The 19,636-nt window shown below is 74.0% G+C and carries 13 protein-coding genes and 1 tRNA gene; 3 read left to right on the top strand and 11 right to left on the bottom strand.

Annotated elements, in window-relative coordinates; all coding sequences use genetic code 11:
- Position 1: 1 nt before the first annotated feature.
- Together BM223_RS12695 and BM223_RS12690 are read right to left on the bottom strand one after the other, a co-directional pair.
- On the bottom strand, positions 2-6,229 hold the full coding sequence (locus BM223_RS12695) for a CshA/CshB family fibrillar adhesin-related protein (RefSeq protein WP_052138568.1): 6,228 nt from the start codon (positions 6,227-6,229) through the stop codon (positions 2-4).
- Positions 6,230-6,520: 291 nt separating this feature from the next.
- Positions 6,521-6,594: transfer RNA gene (locus BM223_RS12690), tRNA-Pro, on the bottom strand.
- A 177-nt stretch (positions 6,595-6,771) separates the two neighbouring features.
- Here BM223_RS12690 and BM223_RS12685 point away from each other — a divergent pair.
- Positions 6,772-7,308 carry a hypothetical protein gene (locus tag BM223_RS12685; RefSeq protein WP_038678733.1) on the top strand — a complete coding sequence of 179 codons (537 nt, stop codon included), beginning with the start codon at positions 6,772-6,774 and terminating at the stop codon, positions 7,306-7,308.
- A 7-nt stretch (positions 7,309-7,315) separates the two neighbouring features.
- Here BM223_RS12685 and BM223_RS12680 read toward each other — a convergent pair whose 3' ends face one another.
- Positions 7,316-10,630 (bottom strand): error-prone DNA polymerase, encoded by a 3,315-nt coding sequence (locus BM223_RS12680; RefSeq protein WP_038678732.1) that lies wholly within the window; start codon positions 10,628-10,630, stop codon positions 7,316-7,318.
- A gap of 66 nt (positions 10,631-10,696) precedes the next feature.
- Here BM223_RS12680 and BM223_RS12675 point away from each other — a divergent pair, with 66 nt between their 5' ends.
- A complete protein-coding gene (locus tag BM223_RS12675; protein WP_082003960.1) occupies positions 10,697-11,566 on the top strand; it encodes a 2-phosphosulfolactate phosphatase in 870 nt (289 codons plus the stop codon).
- A gap of 16 nt (positions 11,567-11,582) precedes the next feature.
- Here the strand turns inward: BM223_RS12675 and BM223_RS12670 are convergent, their stop codons facing one another.
- The 7 genes from BM223_RS12670 to cmk all read right to left on the bottom strand — a co-directional run bounded on the left by BM223_RS12670 (position 11,583) and on the right by cmk (position 17,622).
- Positions 11,583-11,798: a hypothetical protein gene (locus BM223_RS12670; RefSeq protein ID WP_038678730.1), complete on the bottom strand. Its 216-nt coding sequence runs from the start codon at positions 11,796-11,798 to the stop codon at positions 11,583-11,585.
- Between the two features lie 128 nt (positions 11,799-11,926).
- Positions 11,927-12,511: a hypothetical protein gene (locus tag BM223_RS12665; protein ID WP_038678728.1), complete on the bottom strand. Its 585-nt coding sequence runs from the start codon at positions 12,509-12,511 to the stop codon at positions 11,927-11,929.
- An 81-nt stretch (positions 12,512-12,592) separates the two neighbouring features.
- Positions 12,593-14,263 carry a Y-family DNA polymerase gene (locus BM223_RS12660; protein ID WP_052138566.1) on the bottom strand — a complete coding sequence of 557 codons (1,671 nt, stop codon included), beginning with the start codon at positions 14,261-14,263 and terminating at the stop codon, positions 12,593-12,595.
- Positions 14,263-14,871: a hypothetical protein gene (locus BM223_RS12655; RefSeq protein WP_141267314.1), complete on the bottom strand. Its 609-nt coding sequence runs from the start codon at positions 14,869-14,871 to the stop codon at positions 14,263-14,265. Before BM223_RS12655 ends, BM223_RS12660 begins: the two co-directional genes overlap by 1 nt.
- A gap of 69 nt (positions 14,872-14,940) precedes the next feature.
- On the bottom strand, positions 14,941-16,281 hold the full coding sequence (gene der / locus BM223_RS12650) for a ribosome biogenesis GTPase Der (protein ID WP_038678726.1): 1,341 nt from the start codon (positions 16,279-16,281) through the stop codon (positions 14,941-14,943).
- The gene (locus BM223_RS12645) at positions 16,274-16,990 is read right to left on the bottom strand and encodes a lysophospholipid acyltransferase family protein (protein ID WP_038678724.1); all 717 of its coding nucleotides are present in this window, start codon (positions 16,988-16,990) and stop codon (positions 16,274-16,276) included. Before BM223_RS12645 ends, der begins: the two co-directional genes overlap by 8 nt.
- The gene (gene cmk / locus BM223_RS12640) at positions 16,987-17,622 is read right to left on the bottom strand and encodes a (d)CMP kinase (protein ID WP_371861503.1); all 636 of its coding nucleotides are present in this window, start codon (positions 17,620-17,622) and stop codon (positions 16,987-16,989) included. The genes BM223_RS12645 and cmk overlap by 4 nt, the downstream gene beginning before the upstream one ends.
- 165 nt (positions 17,623-17,787) lie before the next feature.
- Between cmk and BM223_RS12635 the strand changes: the two genes are divergently transcribed.
- The gene (locus tag BM223_RS12635; protein WP_038678722.1) at positions 17,788-18,534 is read left to right on the top strand and encodes a formylglycine-generating enzyme family protein; all 747 of its coding nucleotides are present in this window, start codon (positions 17,788-17,790) and stop codon (positions 18,532-18,534) included.
- Between the two features lies 1 nt (position 18,535).
- Here the strand turns inward: BM223_RS12635 and BM223_RS12630 are convergent, their stop codons facing one another.
- Positions 18,536-19,615, bottom strand: a complete 1,080-nt coding sequence (locus tag BM223_RS12630; RefSeq protein ID WP_038678721.1) for a prephenate dehydrogenase — start codon at positions 19,613-19,615, stop codon at positions 18,536-18,538.
- Positions 19,616-19,636 lie beyond the last annotated feature (21 nt).

Raw genomic sequence — 19,636 nt, 5'->3', positions numbered from 1 at the left:
CTCACCCCCGGCGCCGGGGCCGGTGCTGACGACGTCCGTACCAGGCCAGCGCCAGACCGCCGAGCAGGGCGGCGAGGCCCGCGCCGACGTACCCGGGCGAGACGGCGGAGCCGGTCGCCGGCAGCGCGCCGCTGCCGCCGGAGTTGCCGCCTACTGCGCCGGGCGCTGTCGCGGGCGCCGGACCTGACGCAGGCGGGACCTCGTAGGTGACCGTGTCGGCGGCCGACGTGGTGCGGCCCTCGGGGCTCTGGGCCGCGACCTCGGCCGTGTTCCGCAGGCTCGTCCCGGCGTCGCCGGAGCGCAGCGTGTAGGTCACGTCGGCGCAGTCCCGGGACGTCCCCGGCGCCAGCGGACCGGACCCGCACGCCACCGGCCCGCCCAGCATCGGATCGTCGACCGCGATGTCGTGGAGCACCGTGTTGCCGGTGTTGGTGACCCGGAACCGGTAGACCAGCGTGTCGCCGGCCGACCCGCCCCGCGGCGCCTTGTCGGTGTACCTGCCGGTCGTCTTGTCGAGCGCGATACCGGGCCGGTCGGGCGCCACCGCCGGCGTGTACGTCGACCGCGCGATCGTCCCGTTGACGTCGGCGACCTGGTAGTCGACCGGCGTCGCGGTGCCGGTGAAGTCCGGCTCGGGCGTGAACACGATCTTGCCGTCCTCGATCGTGTAGACGCCCTCGCCGGGCACGGTGACCGAGTCGACCGGGTCACCGTTGCCGTCGAGCAGGGTGAGCGACGCGGGGTCGAGCGGGACCGCCGGGTCGCCCGCCTGGTCGTTGGCGAGCGGGTCGATGCTCTGGGGCCGGCCCTGCGGCCCGGACGTCTGGTCGGGGTGCGCGGTCGGCGTGACCGGCGTGAGCGTCGGCGTGTACGTGGACTCGACGGTGTTGCCCTCGGCGTCGCCCACCCGATAGCGGACGGGGGTCGCCGTGCCGGCGAAGCCGGGCTCCGGCGTGAAGACGAGCTTGCCGTCCTCGACGGTGTAGGTGCCCTCACCGGGCACGGTCACGGTGTCGGTCGGGTTCCCGTCGGCGTCGACCAGGGTGAGCGTGTCCGGGTCGAGCTCGACGCCGTCGGCACCGTCGTTGGCCAGCGGGTCCACCGACTGCGGGACGCCCTGCGGACCCGAGGTCGTGTCGGGCTGCGCCACCGGCGTCACCGTCGGCGTGTACGTCGACTCGGCCGTGGTGCCGTTGGTGTCGGCCACCCGGTACTTCACCGGGGTGGCCTCGCCCACGAAGCCGGGCTCGGGGGTGAAGACCAGCTTGCCGTCCTCGACCGTGTACGTGCCCTCCCCGGGGATGGTGACCGTGTTGGCCGGGTTGCCGTCAGCATCGAGGAGGGTGAGCGAGTCGGGGTCGAGCGGCACCGCGTCGTCCCCGGCCTCGTCGTTGGCCAACGGGTCGATCGACTGCGGCCGACCCTGCGGGCCCGACGTCTCGTCGGGGCTCGCCTTCGGCGTGACCGGCGTGATCGTCGGCGTGTACGTCGACTCGGCCGTGGTGCCGTTGACGTCGGCCACCCGGTACTTCACCGGGGTGGCCTCGCCCGTGAACTGCGGCTCCGGCGTGAACACGATCTTCCCGTCGGAGACCGTGTAGGTGCCCTCGCCGGGAACGGTCACCGAGTCGACCGGGTCACCGTTGTCGTCGAGCAGCGTCAGCGAGTCGGGATCGAGCGGCACCTGGTCGTCGCCGGCCTCGTCGTTGGCCAGCGGGTCGATCGACTGCGGCTGGCCCTGCGGACCGGACGTCTCGTCCGGGTTCGCGACCGGGCTGACCGGCGTCACGGTCGGCGTGTACGTCGACTCGGCGGTGGTGCCGTTCACGTCGGCGATCCGGTAGCGGACCGGGGTCGCCTCGCCCGTGAGCTGCGGCTCCGGGGTGAACACCAGCTTGCCGTCCTCGACCGTGTAGGTCCCCTCACCGGGAACGGTGACCGACGAGACGGGATTGCCGTCGGCGTCGAGCAGGGTGAGCGACGCGGGGTCGAGCGGGACGGCGTCGTCGCCGGCCTCGTCGTTGGCCAACGGGTCGATCGACTGCGGGACACCCTGCGGACCCGACGTGGTGTCCGGGTTCGCCGTCGGGCTGACCGGCGTCACGGTGGGCGTGTAGGTGGACTCGACGGTGTTCCCGTCGGTGTCCTCGACCTGGTAGCGAACCGGGGTCGCCTCGCCGACGAAGCCGGGCTCGGGCGTGAAGACCAGCTTCCCGTCCTCGACCGTGTACGTGCCCTCACCGGCCACCGTGAGCGACGAGACGGGGTTGCCGTCGGCGTCGACCAGCGTGAGCGTCGACGGGTCCAGCTCGACCCCGTCCGCACCGTCGTTGGCCAGCGGGTCCACCGACTGCGGGACTCCCTGGGGACCCGAGGTGGTGTCCGGCTGCGCCACCGGCGTCACCGTCGGCGTGTACGTGGACTCGGTCTCGGTGCCGTTCACGTCCGCGACCCGGTAGCGGACCGGCGTCGCCTCGCCGACGAAGCCGGGCTCGGGCGTGAAGACCAGTTTGCCGTCCTCGACCGTGTACGCGCCCTCGCCAGGCACGGTGACCGTGTCGGCCGGGTTGCCGTCGGCATCGAGGAGGGTGAGCGAGTCCGGGTCGAGCGGGACGGCGTCGTCACCGGCCTCGTCGTTGGCCAACGGGTCGATCGACTGCGGCTGCCCCTGCGGGCCCGACGTCTCGTCGGGGTTCGCGGTGGGCTCGACCGGCTCGATCGTCGGCGTGTACGTCGACCGCGCGGTCGTGCCGTTGGTGTCGGCCACCTGGTAGTCGACCGGCGTCGCGGTCCCGGTGAACTGCGGCTGCGGGGTGAAGACCAGCTTGCCGTCCTCGACCGTGTACGTGCCCTCGCCGGGGATGGTGACCGTGTCGGTCGGGTTGCCGTCGGCATCGAGGAGGGTGAGCGAGTCCGGGTCGAGCGGGACGGCGTCGTCACCGGCCTCGTCGTTGGCGAGCGGGTCGATCGACTGCGGCTGCCCCTGCGGACCGGACGTCTCGTCCGGGTTCGCCTTCGGCGTGACCGGCGTGATCGTCGGCGTGTACGTCGACCGCGCGGTCGTCCCGTTGGTGTCGGCGACCTGGTAGTCGACCGGCGTCGCGGTCCCGGTGAACTGCGGCTCCGGGGTGAAGACCAGCTTGCCGTCGGACACCGTGTAGACGCCCTCACCGGGAACCGTCACCGACGAGACCGGGTTGCCGTCCGCGTCGAGCAGGGTCAGGGAGTCGGGATCGAGCGGCACCGCGTCGTCGCCGGCCTCGTCGTTGGCCAGTGGGTCGATCGACTGCGGCTGCCCCTGCGGGCCGGACGTCTCGTCCGGGTTCGCCACCGGGGTGACCGGGTTGATCGTCGGCGTGTACGTCGACCGCGCGGTCGTCCCGTTGACGTCGGCGACCTGGTAGTCGACCGGCGTCGCGGTCCCGGTGAACTGCGGCTCCGGCGTGAAGACCAGCTTCCCGTCCGACACCGTGTAGACACCCTCACCGGCAACCGTCACCGACGAGACCGCGTTGCCGTCGGCATCGAGCAGCGTCAGGGAGTCCGGGTCGAGCGGCACCGCGTCGTCACCGGCCTCGTCGTTGGCCAGCGGGTCCACCGACTGCGGGACACCTTGCGGACCCGACGTGGTGTCCGGGTTCGCCGTCGGGGTCACCGGAGTGACCGTCGGCGTGTAGGTCGACTCGACGGTGTTCCCCTCGGAGTCCTCGACCCGGTAGCGGACCGGCGTCGCCTCGCCGGTGAACTGCGGCTCCGGCGTGAACACCAGCTTCCCGTCGGACACCGTGTAGGTCCCCTCCCCCGGCACCGTGAGCGACGAGACGGGGTTGCCGTCGGCGTCGACCAGCGTGAGCGTCGACGGGTCCAGCTCCACACCGTCCGCACCGTCGTTCGCCAGCGGGTCCACCGACTGCGGGACACCCTGCGGACCCGACGTGGTGTCGGACTGCGCCACCGGCGTCACCGTCGGCGTGTACGTCGACTCAGCCGTCGCGCCGTTCACGTCCGCCACCCGGTAGCGCACCGGCGTGGCCTCACCCACGAAGCCCGGCTCCGGGGTGAACACCAGCTTCCCGTCGGACACCGTGAAGGTCCCCTCACCGGGCACTGTGAGCGACGAGACCGGGTTGCCCTCGTCGTCGAGCAGCGTCAGGGACGACGGGTCGAGCGCGGCCCCCTGCGGTCCCCGCTCGTCGTTGGCCAGCGGATCGACCGACTGCGGCGCACCCTGCGCGCCCGTCGTCCGGTCCGGGTGGGCGGTCGGTCCTGGGTCGTAGGTGACGGTGATCTTCGCCCCGGCCTCCTGACCGGCACGGTCCTCGACGGTGTAGTCGACCGGGGTCGGGTCGCCCTCGAAGCCGGGCTCCGGGGTGAAGGTGATGGTCCCGTCGTCACCGACCGACCAGGTGCCCTCCCCCGGGACGACCAGCTCGGTGACCGGATCGCCCGCGGGATCGGTGAGACGCAGGGTCGACGGGTCGAGGTCCCCCTTGTCGTTGGCCAGCGGGTCGATGCGCACGGTCGATCCCCGCGGGTTGTCGCGCGACTCGTCGTCGGTCGCCTCGGGGGCGTAGGTGACGGTCACCGACGCTCCGGTCCGGAGGCCGTCGGCGTTCTCGACCGTGTAGTCGACCGGGGTCGGGTTGCCCTCGAAGCCGGGTTCCGGGATGAAGGTGATGGTCCCGTCGTCACCGACCGACCAGGTGCCCTCCCCCGGGACGACCAGCTCGGTGACCGGATCGCCCGCGGGATCGGTGAGACGCAGGGTCGACGGGTCGAGGTCACCCTCGTCGTTCGCGAGGACGGCGACCGTGACCGGGGCGCCGATCTCGTTGCCCTCGGACCGGTCGTCGGCTGCGACCGGACCCTGCACCACGCGGACCGAGACCCGGTAGTCCTCGACCTCGCCGGTCAGCGTGGGGCCGACGGGACCGATCTCCTCGCTAGGGTCGGCGATCCGGACGCGGACGAAGGTGGTGCCCGTGCCGACGACGGCATCGGCAGGGACCTGCCACGTCACCGCGACCGAGCCATCGGTACCGCACGGCTCGGTCGTCGACCGCTCGGACTCGTCGAAGCGGCCGTTGCGGTTCCAGTCGAACCAGGCGACGACGTCGCCGGGGCCGTGGCACTCGATCGGGGGTGAGGTGATCGGTTGGCCGCGGGTCGCCTCGACGGTCGCCGGGAAGGTCACCGCGTCCTCGTCGTCGACGCCGGCGCGGTCGTCGCCGAGCGCGTCGGCGCTGAACAGCTGGGTCGATTCCGGGTCGACCCGGGCGCCCAGGCGCGGCGTCGGCTGCCCCATCGCGGCCTCCTGGACGCCGGCGTTGAACGCCTGGGTGTTGCCGTACGCGAGCTCGCCGCCCTGGATCACGCCGTCGGACAGCGCGGCCGCGACGCCATAGCTCTCCGGCGCGTCACCGAAGTCGATGAACGAGACGGTGCCGAGAGCCAGCGCGCTCACGGCTCCGTTGCTCGAGTTGACGTCGAACGTCGCCGAGCTCGCGTGCTCCATGTAGGTCAGCGCGATCGGGCCACCCGGCGTACCGGAGCACTGCGTGGCGGTCGACTGCATGCGCATGCTCTCGTTGGCCTGCCCGCGGGTGAGCCAGGTACCGGTGCCGCACCCGGCGGTCCGGGCCCGCTCGAGCAGCCGCCAGGTGACGCCTGAGGGGTCGTCGGGCGTCGCCCGGATCCACTCCTGCTGGCCGTTGGGCTGGTAGTTGTTCTGCTCGGCATCGGCGAAGACCAGGCCCGACAGCGGGATCTGCTCGCCGTCGAGGGTGGCGACGCAGTCGACGTGGAAGCTCATGGTGCCGGGGTTGCGTGGGTTGGTGCCGTTGGAGATCCCCGCCACCAGCTGGTTGTTCGTCCCCGTGCCGCCGATGTTGTAGAGATCGTCGAGCGCGTCCCCGGACCACGAGCCGGACCGGTAGCGGTAGATGTCTCCCGCGCCGTCGTCGGCCCGGATGTTCGTCAGGGTGCACGTCGTCCGCAGCGTGTGCCCGCCGAACTGCTGGGTGGTGCTCGCCTGGGCGCCGTTGGAGATCCGCCCGGAGCCGTCACCGGGCCACTCCATCCAGTTGACGAGCGAGCGCCAGCGTCCCGAGCCTCCCGTCGCGTAGCGCGCCTCGGCGCTGTCGACGACCACCAACCAGGCACCCACGGCCAGGACGCCGGCCGCGACCACGGCGAACCAGCGCGCGCGGAGGCCGGACACCTGGCGCACGGCAGAACCTGCGGTCGGTACGCGGTGCGGGACGGAAGGCACGGCTGCTCACCCCCAGAGCACGTTCGTCGAGCGCCGTCGCCACAGTCCCTGGCGGCCCGCCAGATCCGGATGACGACGACGCACCTGTTGCTGCGGACGCTAGGGAGGAACCGCCCGGCCAGCCATCGATCGGCGTCGTTCGTGCGCATATCGTCGATTGAGGAGGCGACGAGCGGGTCGCGCCGCCCGGAAAACGGAAGAACCGCCCCTGGCCTGCTTCTCAGCAGATCAGAGGCGGTTCTCGTTCGGTCGGGCTGACAGGATTTGAACCTGCGACCCCCTGACCCCCAGTCAGGTGCGCTACCAAGCTGCGCTACAGCCCGAAGCCCCGTCCGGGATCGCCGTCCAGGGCGAACGGAACACTACCCCAGCCGGTCCGGGTCCCCCGAATCGCCCTCCCCCTGGCGCAATGTTCGGGTGCCGCCCTGATGCCGCGGGGACGGCGTCCTCCCTAGCGTCGTCGAGCCCGCCGACGGTCGGCGCGGCCCGAGGGAGGACTCATGTTCGGGATCCGGATCCGGCTCAGGCCCGGGATGTTCGCCGGCGTCGTCGCGCTGCTCGCGCTCGTGGTGGCGCTGTCCGGCGGCGCGTACGCCGCGGGCAAGATCACCGGCCAGCAGATCGCGAAGAACGCGATCACCAGCAAGCACATCAAGAACGGGCAGGTCACCTCCGCCGACCTGTCCGCCGAGGCGCGGACCCGGCTCACCGGACCGCGCGGCGCGGCGGGGACGCCGGGGACGCCGGGTGTCAGCGGCTACCAGGTCGTCACCGGGACGAGCGCCAAGGCGACCGGCGCCGGCGACTGGGTCGACGTGACGGTCAGCTGCCCGGCCGGCAAGAAGGTGCTGACCCACGGGGTCACCTGGACCAAGCTCGACCCGGACGACATCCAGGGCATCGGCGTCTACTACAGCTCGGTGGCCCAGGGCACGATCGTCGGCGGCGGCACCGGGGTGAAGTTCTACGGGTACGCCCCGTCGATGCCGCAGAACTGGGGCATCGTCGGCCAGGTGGTCTGCGCGAACGTGTCGTAGGCGCCTCCTACCGGAAGTCCCGCGAGGACTGGCGGGCCTGGAGCGCGTCGCCCACCCCCGGCAGGACGACGTCGAGCGGCTGGACGCCGTCGGCGATCAGGTTCGTCACGCCGTCCTGCCGCTCGACGGTGCCCCGGATCACCACTGCCACCCGGTTGCGCGCGGCCTGCCGGTGGGCGCGCATCACGCCCTGCGAGCAGACCACGTTGAGCATCCCGGTCTCGTCCTCGAGGTTGAGGAAGGTGACGCCGCCGGCTGTCCCCGGGCGCTGGCGGTGGGTGATCAGGCCGGCGACGTGGACCCGCCGGCCGGCGGTGACGCCGGGCAGGTCGGCGACCGCCTTGATGCCCGCCTCGGTGAGGGTCGTGCGGAAGTGCTCGACCGGGTGCAGGTCGGTGGAGATCCGGGTCGCCCACAGGTCGGCCAGGGTCACCTCGAGCGGGGACATCTCCGGCAGCACCGGCGCGGTGGGGGCGGGCGTGCTGCCGGGCAGCTGGCCGTCGCTCTCGGAGTACCCCGCCATCCACAGCGCCTGCCGGCGGTCGAGCCCGAAGCCGTCGAGCGCGCCCGCCGTCGCCAGCGCCTCGAGCTGGGCCGAGGACAGCCCGGCCCGGCGGGACAGGTCGCGGATGTCGGCGTACGGCGCCTCGTCGCGCGCCGCGACGATCCGGGCCGCGATGTCGTCGCCGATCCCCTTGACCGCGTCGAGGCCGAGCCGCACGGCGAGCCCGGCGTCGTACCGCTGGGGGTCGGCGGCGGTGGGCGGCGGGCCCGGCTCCAGCCCGGCCCGGGCCTGCGAGCGGGCGAGGTCGGGACGTCGTACGGTCACGCCGTGCCGGCGGGCGTCGGCGACCAGGGACTGCGGGGAGTAGAAGCCCATCGGCTGGTTGCGCAGCAGCCCGGTGAGGAAGGCCGCCGGGTAGTGCAGCTTGAACCACGACGACGCGTAGACCAGCAGCGCGAAGCTCAGCGCGTGGGACTCGGCGAACCCGAACCCCGAGAACGACAGGATCTTCACGTAGATCGCGTCGGCGCGATCGCCGGTGATGCCCTTGGCCGTCATGCCGGCGTACAGCTTGTCCTTGACCTTCTCGATCCGCTCCACGCCACGCTTGGAGCCCATCGCCCGGCGCAGCAGGTCGGCGTCGTCGGGGCTGCAGTCGCCCAGCGCGACCGCCATCTGCATGAGCTGCTCCTGGAAGAGCGGGACGCCGAGGGTGCGCGCGAGGATCGGCTCGAGCGACGGGTGGTCGTACTCGACGGGCTCGCGGCCGGTCTTGCGCCGGATGTAGGGGTGCACGGCGCCGCCCTGGATCGGACCGGGCCGGATCAGCGCGATCTCGATGGCCAGCTCGTAGAAGCTGCGCGGCTTGAGCCGGGGCAGGGTGCCGATCTGGGCGCGCGACTCGACCTGGAAGACCCCGATCGAGTCGGCCCGGCCGAGCATGTCGTAGACCGCCTTCTCCTCCTTGGGCAGCGTCGCCAGCGTCCAGCGCTGCCCGAGGTGCTCGTCGACCAGGCGGATCATGTGGTCGAGCGCGCCGAGCATGCCCAGACCGAGCAGGTCGAACTTCACCAGGCCCATCGACTCGCAGCCGTCCTTGTCCCACTGCAGGACGGTCCGGTTCGGCATCCGGGCCTTCTCGATCGGGCACACCTCGCCGATGGGCCGCTCGGTGAGCACCATGCCGCCGGAGTGGATGCCGAGGTGGCGCGGCGCGCCCATCAGCTCCTCGGCGAGCTCGACCACCTGGTCGGGGATGCCCAGCCCCTTCTCGACCTCGCTCCCCCAGCCGTCGATCTGCTTGGACCAGGCGTCCTGCTGGCCCGGCGAGAAGCCCAGCGCCTTGGCGGCGTCGCGCACCGCCATCCGCGGCCGGTAGCTGATCACGTTGCACACCTGCGCGGCGTTGCGGCGGCCGTAGGTGTCGTAGACCCACTGGATCACCTCTTCACGCCGGTCGGAGTCGAAGTCGACGTCGATGTCGGGCTCCTCCTCGCGGTGCTGGGAGATGAACCGCTCGAACGGCAGGTTGTAGAAGACCGAGTCGATCGCAGTGATCCCCAGCGCGTAGCAGACCGCGCTGCTCGCTGCCGAGCCCCGGCCCTGGCACAGGATCCCCTCCCTGCGGGCGAAGGCGACGATGTCGTGGACGATGATGAAGTAGCCGGCGAAGTCCTTCTCGAGGATCACCTTCATCTCCCGCTCCACCCGCTCCCGGGCGGCGCGCGCGTGCGGCTCGTGGTCGTAGCGCAGGGCGAAGCCCCGCTCGAGCAGGTCGCGCAGGTGCTCGGCCGGCGTCCGCCCCTCGGGGATGCCCTGCTTGGGCAGGCGCGGCGAGGCCTTGTGCAGGTCGAACGCCAGCTCGTCCGCGAGGACGACGCTGCGGTGCACCGCGTCGGGCCGGTACCGGAACCGGCGCAGCATCTCGTCGCCGCTGCGCAGGTGCGCCCCGCCGGAGAGGTCGAGCCAGCCGTCGAGCTCGGCGATGCTGCGCCGGGCCCGCACCGCCGCCATCGCCGCCGCCAGCCGCCGCTTCTCGGGCGTCGCGTGGTGGACGTTGCCGGTCGCCACCACCGGCAGCCCGCGGTCGTCGGCGAGCGCCGCGAGGAGGTCGTTGTCGTCCTCGCCGCCGGGATGGTCGCTGAGGGTCAGCTCGACCACCACGTGGTCGCGCCCGAACCTGTCGACCAGCAGGTCGAGCTCGCGCGCGGCGCCCGCCGGGCCGTCGTCGCGCAGCGCCTGGCGGACCGTGCCCTTGCGACAGCCGGTGAGCACCAGCCAGTGGTCGCGGCCGCGCTCGGCGAGCTCGTCGAGGTCGTGCGCCGGGCTGCCCTTCTCGGGCGCCCGCAGGCCCGCCTCGGTGATCGCGCCGGAGAGCCGGTGGTAGCCCTCGACCCCTCGCGCCAGCACCAGCAGGTGGCTGCCCTCGGGATCGGGGACCCCGTTCTGGGACTGGGTGAGGCCGAGGGTGAGCTCGGCGCCGTAGACCGTACTCTGGCCGTGGTCGGTGCCGGCCTCCGCGAACAGCGGCGCCCCCGCGAACCCGTCGTGATCGGTGAGCGCGATCGCCGACAGCCCCAGCCGGACCGACTCCTCGACCAGGTCGCGCGGCGAGCTGGCGCCGTCGAGGAAGCTGAAGTGGCTGTGGCAGTGGAGCTCGGCATAGGCCGTGCCCTGGTCGGGCCGCAGGATCGGGACCGGCTCCGCGCGCGGACGCTTGCGGCGCGACACCGGCGCCTCGCTGTCGGGTCCCGGCGCGCGGCCCGAGAGGCGGCGCTCGAGCTCGCGCCACGGGACGGGTGGGTTGTTCCAGCCCATGGACCTACGGTAGTCGAACATCTGTTCGAACGCACCTTGGTCCCGGAGCCGCTCTACGCTGCCGGGGTGAGCGAACCCGCACCCGCCTCTGACGCTGAAGGCGTCGCCGCCGCCCGGGCCCTTGCCCATGCCCTCGCCCATGCGCAGGCCGGGCGACAGGTCCGGCTGGAGTGGGGACCAACCGGTGGCGCCGCGATCAGCGCGGACGCGGACATCGCCGTGGTCGTCGACGTGCTCTCCTTCACGACCACGCTCACGATCGCGACCGCCCGCGGGACCCGGGTCCACCCGTTCGCCTGGAAGGACGAGCGCGCGGCGGCGTACGCACGGGAGCGGGACGCCGTACTGGCGGTCGGGCGGTTCGAGGCGCGCGGGGGCGGGCGTGGGGGTGCGGCGCCGCCGAGCCTGTCGCCGGCGCAGCTGCTGGACGCCGTCCCGGTGCCGCGGCTGGTGCTGCCCTCGCCGAACGGGTCGAGCATCTGTGCGGCGCTGGCCGGAGCCGGCACTAGGACCGGGCTCGGGCTGCAGGTGGTCGGGGCGTCGCTGCGGAACCGGACCGCCGTCGCCCGCTGGCTGGCGCCGCGGATCGCCGCAGGAGCGAGGGTCGCGCTCGTCCCCGCCGGCGAGCGCTGGCCCGACGGGAGCCTGCGGCCCGCCGTCGAGGACCTGTGGGGAGCGGGGGCGATCCTGGACGGGCTCGCCACCGAGGGCGCAGACCCGGACGCGGGACGGTGGAGCGCGGAGGCGCGCCAGGCCCGGGCGGCCTACCGGGCGGCGGCGGCTATGGGGGCCGGGCTCGAGGCGGCGCTGCTCGACTGTGCGAGCGGGCGGGAGCTCGTGGCGGTCGGGTTCCGCGCGGACGTCCTCGCGGCCGCGGCGCTGGACGCCGACGACGTCGTACCGCTGCTGGGCGGGGACGGGTTCACGGCGGCCTAGCGTCCGGCCGACCGCTTCAGGCGGCGACCCGCCGGCGCTGGCGGCGCGAGTGACGGCGGCGGGCCCAGCGGAGGCTTCGGCGCCACCAGGCCGGCCCGCGGCGCTCGGTGGTCCAGACCCAGCGGCGGCGACCCGGGCCAGGGGCGGACTCGCGCTCGTCGAGTGCGGCGGCCAGGACCCGGATCACGGGATCCTCGTGGTGCGCCCGGTCCTGCGCGGTGTCCCGGGACACTGTCCCCGCCCCTCGCTCGCTGTCGTCGTGCCGGCGCCTCTGTCGTGGCCCCGCCGTGGTCGCGTCCAGTAGAGCAGCCGGCACGCCGGGAGGCCCGCCGCCGGCGGGGGGCGTTCGCAGTTCGTCGATCAGGCGCCGGGATCGCGGGCGAGGAGGCGGTCGATCTCGGCGAGGACGCCCTTGCGGTTCTTGCCGGCAGCCTCCTGGGCGCGGGCGCGGCGCAGGCCGGCGGCGTCGAGTCCGGCGAGCCGGGGCTTGGCCTGGGCGACGGTGAGGTCGGCCAGATCCGGGACGTCCGGGAGGTCCGGTGCCGCCGCGGCGGCGGGGGCGGGGGCGGCGGGCGCCGGCGCGGGCGCCGGGGTGCGGCGGCCCGGGACGACGAGCTTGGGCGCCTGGCGGACGGTCTCGACGAGGAGCCCGGCGGTCGCGCGGACCGGGGAGGTGAGGACCTTGGGCGCGGCGAGGACCTTGCGGGACTCCGTCGTGACCGAGTCGAGCACCTGGAGGAGCGCCTGGGAGTAGGCGCGGCTGGTGGTGACCAGCTGGCCGACCAGGTGGTCGGCCTCGGCGCGGGTCAGGGCGCCACGGGCGACCAGGTCGTCCATGAGCTCCTGGAGGCGGGTCGCCTGGATGGTCACGCTGTGCTCGAGGGCGCCGTGGAGCGCCCGGAGGTTCCGGATGATCAGGTCCGCCGGATTCACCGATGCCCCCATGGCCGCCTCCCGGTCGCCGCCGCGTGCTCCTCCTGGCAGGGTAACGCCGCGGGGACGGCGGGGGCGAGGGCGAGGGTCGCGTCAGTCGTAGGCGGCTTCGACCTCCCAGCTGCCCCGGGCGTCGGGGCCGAGGGCGCTCCAGCGCAGCAGCCAGGCGCGTCCGTCGACGCCGACCACCTGGAAGCGCGCCGCCCGGGCGGGCGCCGCCCCCGCCACCCCCGCCGCCCCTGCCCCTGCTGCCCCCGCGACCAACCACCACCCCTCGTCGACCGGCCACGGTCCGGCCCAGGAGGCGATGGGCATCCAGGGCAGCGCGCGCGGGGTGACGGCGACCCGGAAGCGCCAGGGCTCGCCGGTGACGAGGCCGCGCACCGTCACCCCCACCGGTACGGCGGCCTCGTCGACGACCTCCGCCGGGGGCGGGTGGGCGAAGACGCGGCTGGGGGCGGGTCCGGGGATCCGGCCGGGCCAGGGCCGCTCGACGGGACGCAGGCCGACGGGGCGCTCACCCCAGGGCACCAGGGCCTGGCGGTCGGCGGCGCCGCGTCCGCCCTGGAGCACCGGCACCTGGACGGCGTCGTACCCCACCATCGCCTGGACCCGGGCCACGCCGCGGACCACCTGGTCGTCGGCACCGCCGCCCCAGAGCCCGTCGGCGTGGTCACCGGCGGGCTCGACGGTGTCGGGGAGGAAGCGGACCAGGGTGACCGGGGAGGTGATGTCCTCACCGGTGCTCTTGCGGCTGCGCAGGCCGGAGGTCGCCATGCCCGCCTGGAGCTGCCAGTGCACCCGGTCGACGAGGTCGCGGGAGGTGAAGCAGCGCGGGTGCAGCCAGGTGCGGGCGGAGACACCCTCCTCGAACTCGGCCTCGACCCGGACCCCGGTGGCGACCAGCTGCCGGTCGGCGAGCCCGGCGACGAAGCGCTCGGCGGTGGTCCGGACGCTGAAGGTGACCGCCTCGGCGGAGTCGAGCGGGGGCTCGAAGGCGATCTCGCAGGCCAGCTCGGGCGGTGGGGTGCGGGAGGCGAGGCGGGTGACCTCGTCGCCCTGGACCCGGCGCCAGACCTCGGTGCCGTAGCCGCCGAACCGGTTGCTCACCTCACCGGCGCGCAGCCGGGCGAAGTCGCCGAGCAGGCGCAGCCCGAGCCGGCGCAGCACGCCGGCGAGCTCGGCGCCCTCGGGACCGTCGTCGGCGAGGACGGTCACCGGCAGGCCGCGCAGGAAGTCGGCCGAGCTGCCCGGCGGGATCGCGACGCAGCCCTGCTCCGGGGCACTGCGGGCCGCGCGCTCGGCGGTGTAGAGGTCGTCGGCCGCCCCGAACCGGCTGTCCCACACCCCCGCCCGGACGAGGTGCTCGGCGAGGACCGCCGCCGCGGCCTCCTCACCGTCGACGCCGGCTCCGGCGCGCGCGAAGTAGCGCCCCGGGGCGGGCACCGCGAGCAGGCCGGGGCGCAGCGGCGCGACCCCCGGGCGGACCTCTTCGACGGCGCTGAGCACCGGCTCGAACCAGCGCGCGTCGCGGTCGGGGTTGGCGGCCAGCAGCACCAGCTCGGGGCAGCGTGCCTGGGCGTCGCGGCGCCGCTGGCCGCGCCGGACCCCCTCGGCCCGGGCGGCGGCATTGCACACCACCACCCGGTTGTTGGCCAGGACGACGGCGGGCGCCTCGACCCCCACCGGCTCGTCGGTGTCGGCCCGCTCGAGCAGCGCCGCGGTCACCGACCAGTCCGGGCACCAGACCACCATGGTCCGCATCAGGGCAGCACCGCCTCGGTGCGCACCGGCGCGCGGCCCGGCTGCCGGGCGACCAGGGTGACCCGGCGCTCGCGCAGCCGCCCGCGGCCGGCGTCGAGCCCCGCCCAGGCGACCCGCTCGGCGGCGACCCGGGCCTCGCAGCGGGGCCAGTCCCCCTGCACCACGAGCACCGCGGAGCGGGCCCGGAGCCGGGCGTCGAGGATGGCCGCGGACTTGGCGTCGACGGTGGCCGGCGGGCGGAGCACGACGACCTTGAGCACGTCGACCAGCGCCGCGGTGACCTCGAGCCAGTGCTCACCCGGGGCCGGGACGAGCACGGTGCGCGAGAGCACGATGCCCTGCTGGTGGGCGGCCTCGACGCCGAAGTCGTCCCAGCCCGCGAAGCCGACCCACTCACCGGCCTGGGAGGCGCCGGCCGCCAGCGCCATGCCGAGCGTGGCCGAGTCGACGCCGTAGACCCCGCCGGTGCGCAGCGTGAGGAGCCCGTCGAACAGCGGCAGCACCGGCACCGTCAGCCGGCTCGGCCCACCTTGGAGCGCGGCGATGCGCCCCCGCAGCTGGTCGAGGACCTGCTGCGGATCGGCGATCTCCAAGGGGCGAACACTCACCCACCTATGTTCGAACACATGTTCGAACAAAAGCAAGCGGCGGTCGCTCCCTGTGGACGAACGTCGTCGCTAGCGCCGGCCGCGCTTCTCGCGCGGCTGCACCTTGATCTCGATCGGCGTGCCGACGAAGCCGAACTCCTCACGCAGCCGGCGCTCGATGAACCGCTCGTAGCCCTGGTCGAGCTTGCCGGTGGTGAACAGCTTGAACACCGGCGGCGCGCTCTGCACCTGGCTGCCGAACAGGATCCGCGGCTGCTTGCCGCCGCGCACCGGGTGCGGGTGCTCGGCGACGATGCGGCCGAGGAAGGCGTTGAGCGCACCGGTCGAGATCCGGGTCTCCCAGCCCTCGATCGCGCGGTCGAGCGCGGGCACCAGCCGGTCGACGTGCCAGCCGGTCTTGGCGGTGATGTTGATCCGCGGCGCCCACTGCACCTGGACGAGGTCGCGCTCGATCTCGCGGTCGAGGTAGTAGCGGCGCTCGGCGTCGACGAGGTCCCACTTGTTGAAGGCGATGATGAGCGCCTTGCCGGCCTCGCGCACCTCCTGGAGGATCCGCATGTCCTGCTCGGCGATCGACTCGTTGCCGGCCAGGACGAGCACGCAGACCTCGGCCCGCTCGATGGCGGTCGAGGTGCGCAGCCACGCGTAGTACTCGTGGCCCGACGCCTCCTTGACCCGCTTGCGGATGCCGGCGGTGTCGATGAAGCGCCACTCGCGCCCACCCAGCTCGACCAGCTCGTCGACCGGGTCGACGGTCGTGCCGGCGACGTTGTCGACGACGACGCGCTCCTCGCCCGCGAGCTTGTTGAGCAGCGAGGACTTGCCGACGTTGGGCCGTCCGACGATGGCGATCCGGCGCGGGCCGCCGATCTCCTGCTCGCCGTGCTCGGGTGCCTCCGGCAGCACCGCGAGGACGGCGTCGAGCAGGTCGCCCGAGCCGCGTCCGTGCAGCGCCGAGACGTTGAAGGGCTCGCCCAGACCGAGGTTCCACAGCGCGTGCGCCTCGGCCTCGGCCCGCTCGTCGTCGACCTTGTTGGCGGCCAGGACGACGGGCTTGCCGGACTTGCGCAGCACCCGGACGACGGCCTCGTCGGCATCGGTGATCCCGACGGTCGCGTCGACGACGAAGAGCACCGCGTCGGCCAGGCCGACCGCGATCTCGGCCTGCGCCTTGATCCGCTCGGCCATGCCGCGCGCGTCGGGGTCCCAGCCGCCGGTGTCGACGACCGTGAAGGCGCGTCCGGCCCACTCGGCGTCGTACGACACGCGGTCGCGGGTGACGCCGGGGATGTCCTCGACGACGGCCTCGCGGCGGCCGAGGATCCGGTTCACCAGGGTCGACTTGCCGACGTTGGGGCGGCCGACGACGGCCAGCACCGGGACCACCCCGGTCGGGGTGTCTTCACTCATCACGTTCTCCTTGCGGGAGCGGGCCGGGCAGGCTCCGCCCCGTCTCGTCCAGGGCTTCGGCCAGCTGCCGCTGCATGTGGTCGCGCAGCGCGGCCGAGGTCAGGAGGACATTCTCCCGCGTCCGGGGCCAGGGCACCGCATCGACGGCGTAGGGCTCCCCCACGACGATGTCGATCCGGGCCCCCTTGTGCGGCAGCGAGCTGCTCGATCCACCCGGGTCGCGCGAGCCCAGGAACGTCAGCGGTACGACGGGCGCCCCGGTCACGAGCGCCAGGTAGGCCGCCCCGCCGTGGAAGGTCTCGAGGTCCCCGGGCCCCCGCGTCCCCTCGGGGAAGACGCCGACCGCGTGCCCCTCGCGCAGCACCCGCAGCGCGATCCGCACGGCCGCCGGATCGGTGTGGTCGCGGTCGAGCGGGACCTGCCCGGAGGCACGCAGGAAGGCCCCGAGCGGGCCGGTGAACATCTCGATCTTGGTCAGCGCGTGCACCGGCCGCGGCGCGAAGATCGCCATCAGCGGACCGTCGACGAAGCCGATGTGGTTGCCGGCGACGACGGCCGGCCCGGCGTCCGGGAAGCGTGCCGCGTGGTGCACCCGCACGTCCCAGCGCCGCCGGATCAGCCAGCGCGAGGTGCGCCGGCCGCGCACCAGCAGCCCCCGCGCCGGGGTCCGCACCGCGTCGCTGCGCGGTCGCTGGAGATGGGCGCTCACACGCGCTCCATCACCAGGCCCACCACCAGCTCGACGACCTCGTCGAGGGTCAGGTCCGTGGAGTCGACGTGGACCGCGCCGTCGGCCATGGTCAGCGGCGCGACCGCGCGTCCGGAGTCGATCTTGTCGCGGGCGAGCAGCGACTCCTGGGTGGCGGTGAGGTCGGCGCCGCCGTTCTCGAGCGCGCGTCGCGCCGCGCGCGCGGCCGGGTCGGCGGTGAGGTACACCTTGAGCTCGGCCTGCGGCCACACGACGGAGCCGATGTCGCGGCCCTCGACGACGATGCCGCCGGTGCCGATCAGCGCGCGCTGGAGGTCGACGAGTCGGCTGCGCACGGCGGGCACGGCGCTGACCGGCGAGACCGCGCCGTTGACCTCGTCGCTGCGGATCTCGACCGACACGTCGACGCCGTCGACGGTGATCGAGGGCGCGAGCGGGTCGGTCCCGGAGACGAGCACCGGCTCGCCGGCCCGCGCCGCCACGGCCTCGGCGTCGTGCACGTCGACGCCCTCGCGCAGCATCCACCAGGTGATCGCGCGGTACTGCGCGCCCGTGTCGAGGTAGCGGAGCCCGAGCCGGTCGGCGACCGCTCGGCAGGTGCTGGACTTGCCCGAGCCGGAGGTTCCGTCCACTGCTACGACTACGTTCACCGGCACGTTCACGGGCGGAACCTTACCGGTGAGTCACCCAGCCGTTCGACTCCGCCGACCGTCGAGCACGACCCGTCACGGTTGCCAGCAGCGGCCGGCGGGACCAATCTCGGGGATGTGAAGCACCTCGGCGGCGAAGGAGTCGGCATGACGGGAGTCCCCGCGCTCCTCGACGCGATGGTCCGCATCCCGGCGGGAGTGGTCCGCATGGGCACCCGGATCGAGGACGTCGACGCCGTCATCGCCGCGGACCGGCCGCTGGCGCTGCCTCGCGAGTGGTACCTCAAGGAGTGCCCTCGCCACGAGGTGCTCGTCGAGGAGTTCTCCCTGAGCAGGACCCAGGTGAGCGTGGGCCAGTGGCGCTCCTACGCGGCGGCCACCGCCCGCAGCGTCGCCCGGTGGGAGGGACGGCATCCCGCCGTCCCCGTGCACGACATCACCTGGGAGGAGGCCGAGGCCTTCTGCGCCTGGCTCTCCGAGCTGACCGCCCAGGAGTTCCGGCTGCCGACGGAGCACGAGTGGGAACGCGCCGCGAAGGGCGACGATGCCCGCACCTACCCCTGGGGCGACGTCTTCGACAGGGCCCGCTGCAATCTCGCGGAAGCCGGAATCGGCGACTACCTCCCCGTCGGCAGCCTGCCCGACGGCGCCTCGCCGTTCGGGGTGCTCGACCTGGCCGGCAATGGCGACGAGTGGACCTCGACGATCTACCGCCCCTACCCGGGAGCTCCCGCGGGGGTGCCGGAGGTCGACCCCTCCAGCAACGACCCGCACGTGACCCGAGGAGGCTCCTTCCGTCACCGGCGCGACCTGGCGCGCTGCTCCCGGCGCCACGCCCTGTACGGCGACGAGCACGGCGCGACCTTCCGGGTGGCGACCTCGGCGGCACTCTGACCTACCGGTGCGTGGTCCAGCCGTTCGACTCCAGTGCGACCCGCAGCTCCTCGGCGCGCGCCGCGACGACGTCCAGCTCGACGAGGCCGACGGGCCGGCCGGGGTCGTGGTCGATGCGCACGTCCTCGATGTTGACCCCGCTCGCACCGGCGTCGGCGAACAGCCGGGCCAGCTCGCCGGGGTGGTCGGGCACGGACACGCGGACGGCTTCCATCGGCTGCGGCGCGGTGCCGTGCTTGCCGGGGATGGCGCGGGTGCCGGCCTGCCCGTAGGCCAGCAGCGACTCCAGTCCGGCCCGGTCGTCGCCGGACACCGCCTCGATGGCGAGGTCGAGCCGCTGGCGCACCTCGGTGAGCAGCGCGGCGACCGCGCCGGCGTTGCCGCCGATGATCTGGCTGTAGAGGCGCGGGTCTCCCCCGGCGACGCGGGTCACGTCACGCACACCGGTGCCCGAGAGCGCCAGGTGGTCGGCCGAGGCGCCGGCGAGCGTGCCGGCGACGAGCGAGGCCATCAGGTGCGGCACGTGGGAGGTGCGAGCGACGGCACGGTCGTGCTCGGCCGGCGACAGCGGCACCGGGACGGCGCCGCACAGCACCACGAGCGCCTCGACCAGCCGGGCGGCCGCCGGGGTCGCCTCGGGGCCGGGGGTGACCGCCCAGGGACGCCCGTCGAAGAGCGCCGCGCTCGCCGAGAGCGGGCCGGAGTGCTCGGTGCCGGCCATCGGGTGGCTGCCGACGTAGCGGCTCACGGCCGGGTGCCCGGCCACCGCGGCCAGGGGTGCGGCCTTGACGCTGCCGACGTCGGTGACGACCGTGTCGGGCCCGGCCGCGTCGAGCGTCGCGGTGATCGCGGCGCCGAGCGCGTCCGGGGGGACGGCGACGACGACCAGCTGCGGGACGTCGTCGGGGGTCCGGGGCCGCCCGGCGCCGAGCCCGGACGCCGTGCGGACGTGGTCGGGGTCGGTGTCGGTGAGCAGCACCTCGAGGCCCGCGCGGCGGCAGGCCAGCGCGATGGAGGTGCCGATCAGCCCGGTGCCGACGATCTCGACCGGTCCGGACAGCCGTCCACTCGTCTCCGCCACGCAGGAAAGGCTAGAGGACGG

It is taken from the genome of Pimelobacter simplex (genome assembly GCF_900114845.1).
GTDB lineage: Bacteria > Actinomycetota > Actinomycetes > Propionibacteriales > Nocardioidaceae > Nocardioides > Nocardioides simplex.
The sequence above is the reverse complement of the archived record's forward strand: the minus strand, read 5'-3'. Positions and strand labels throughout refer to the sequence as shown.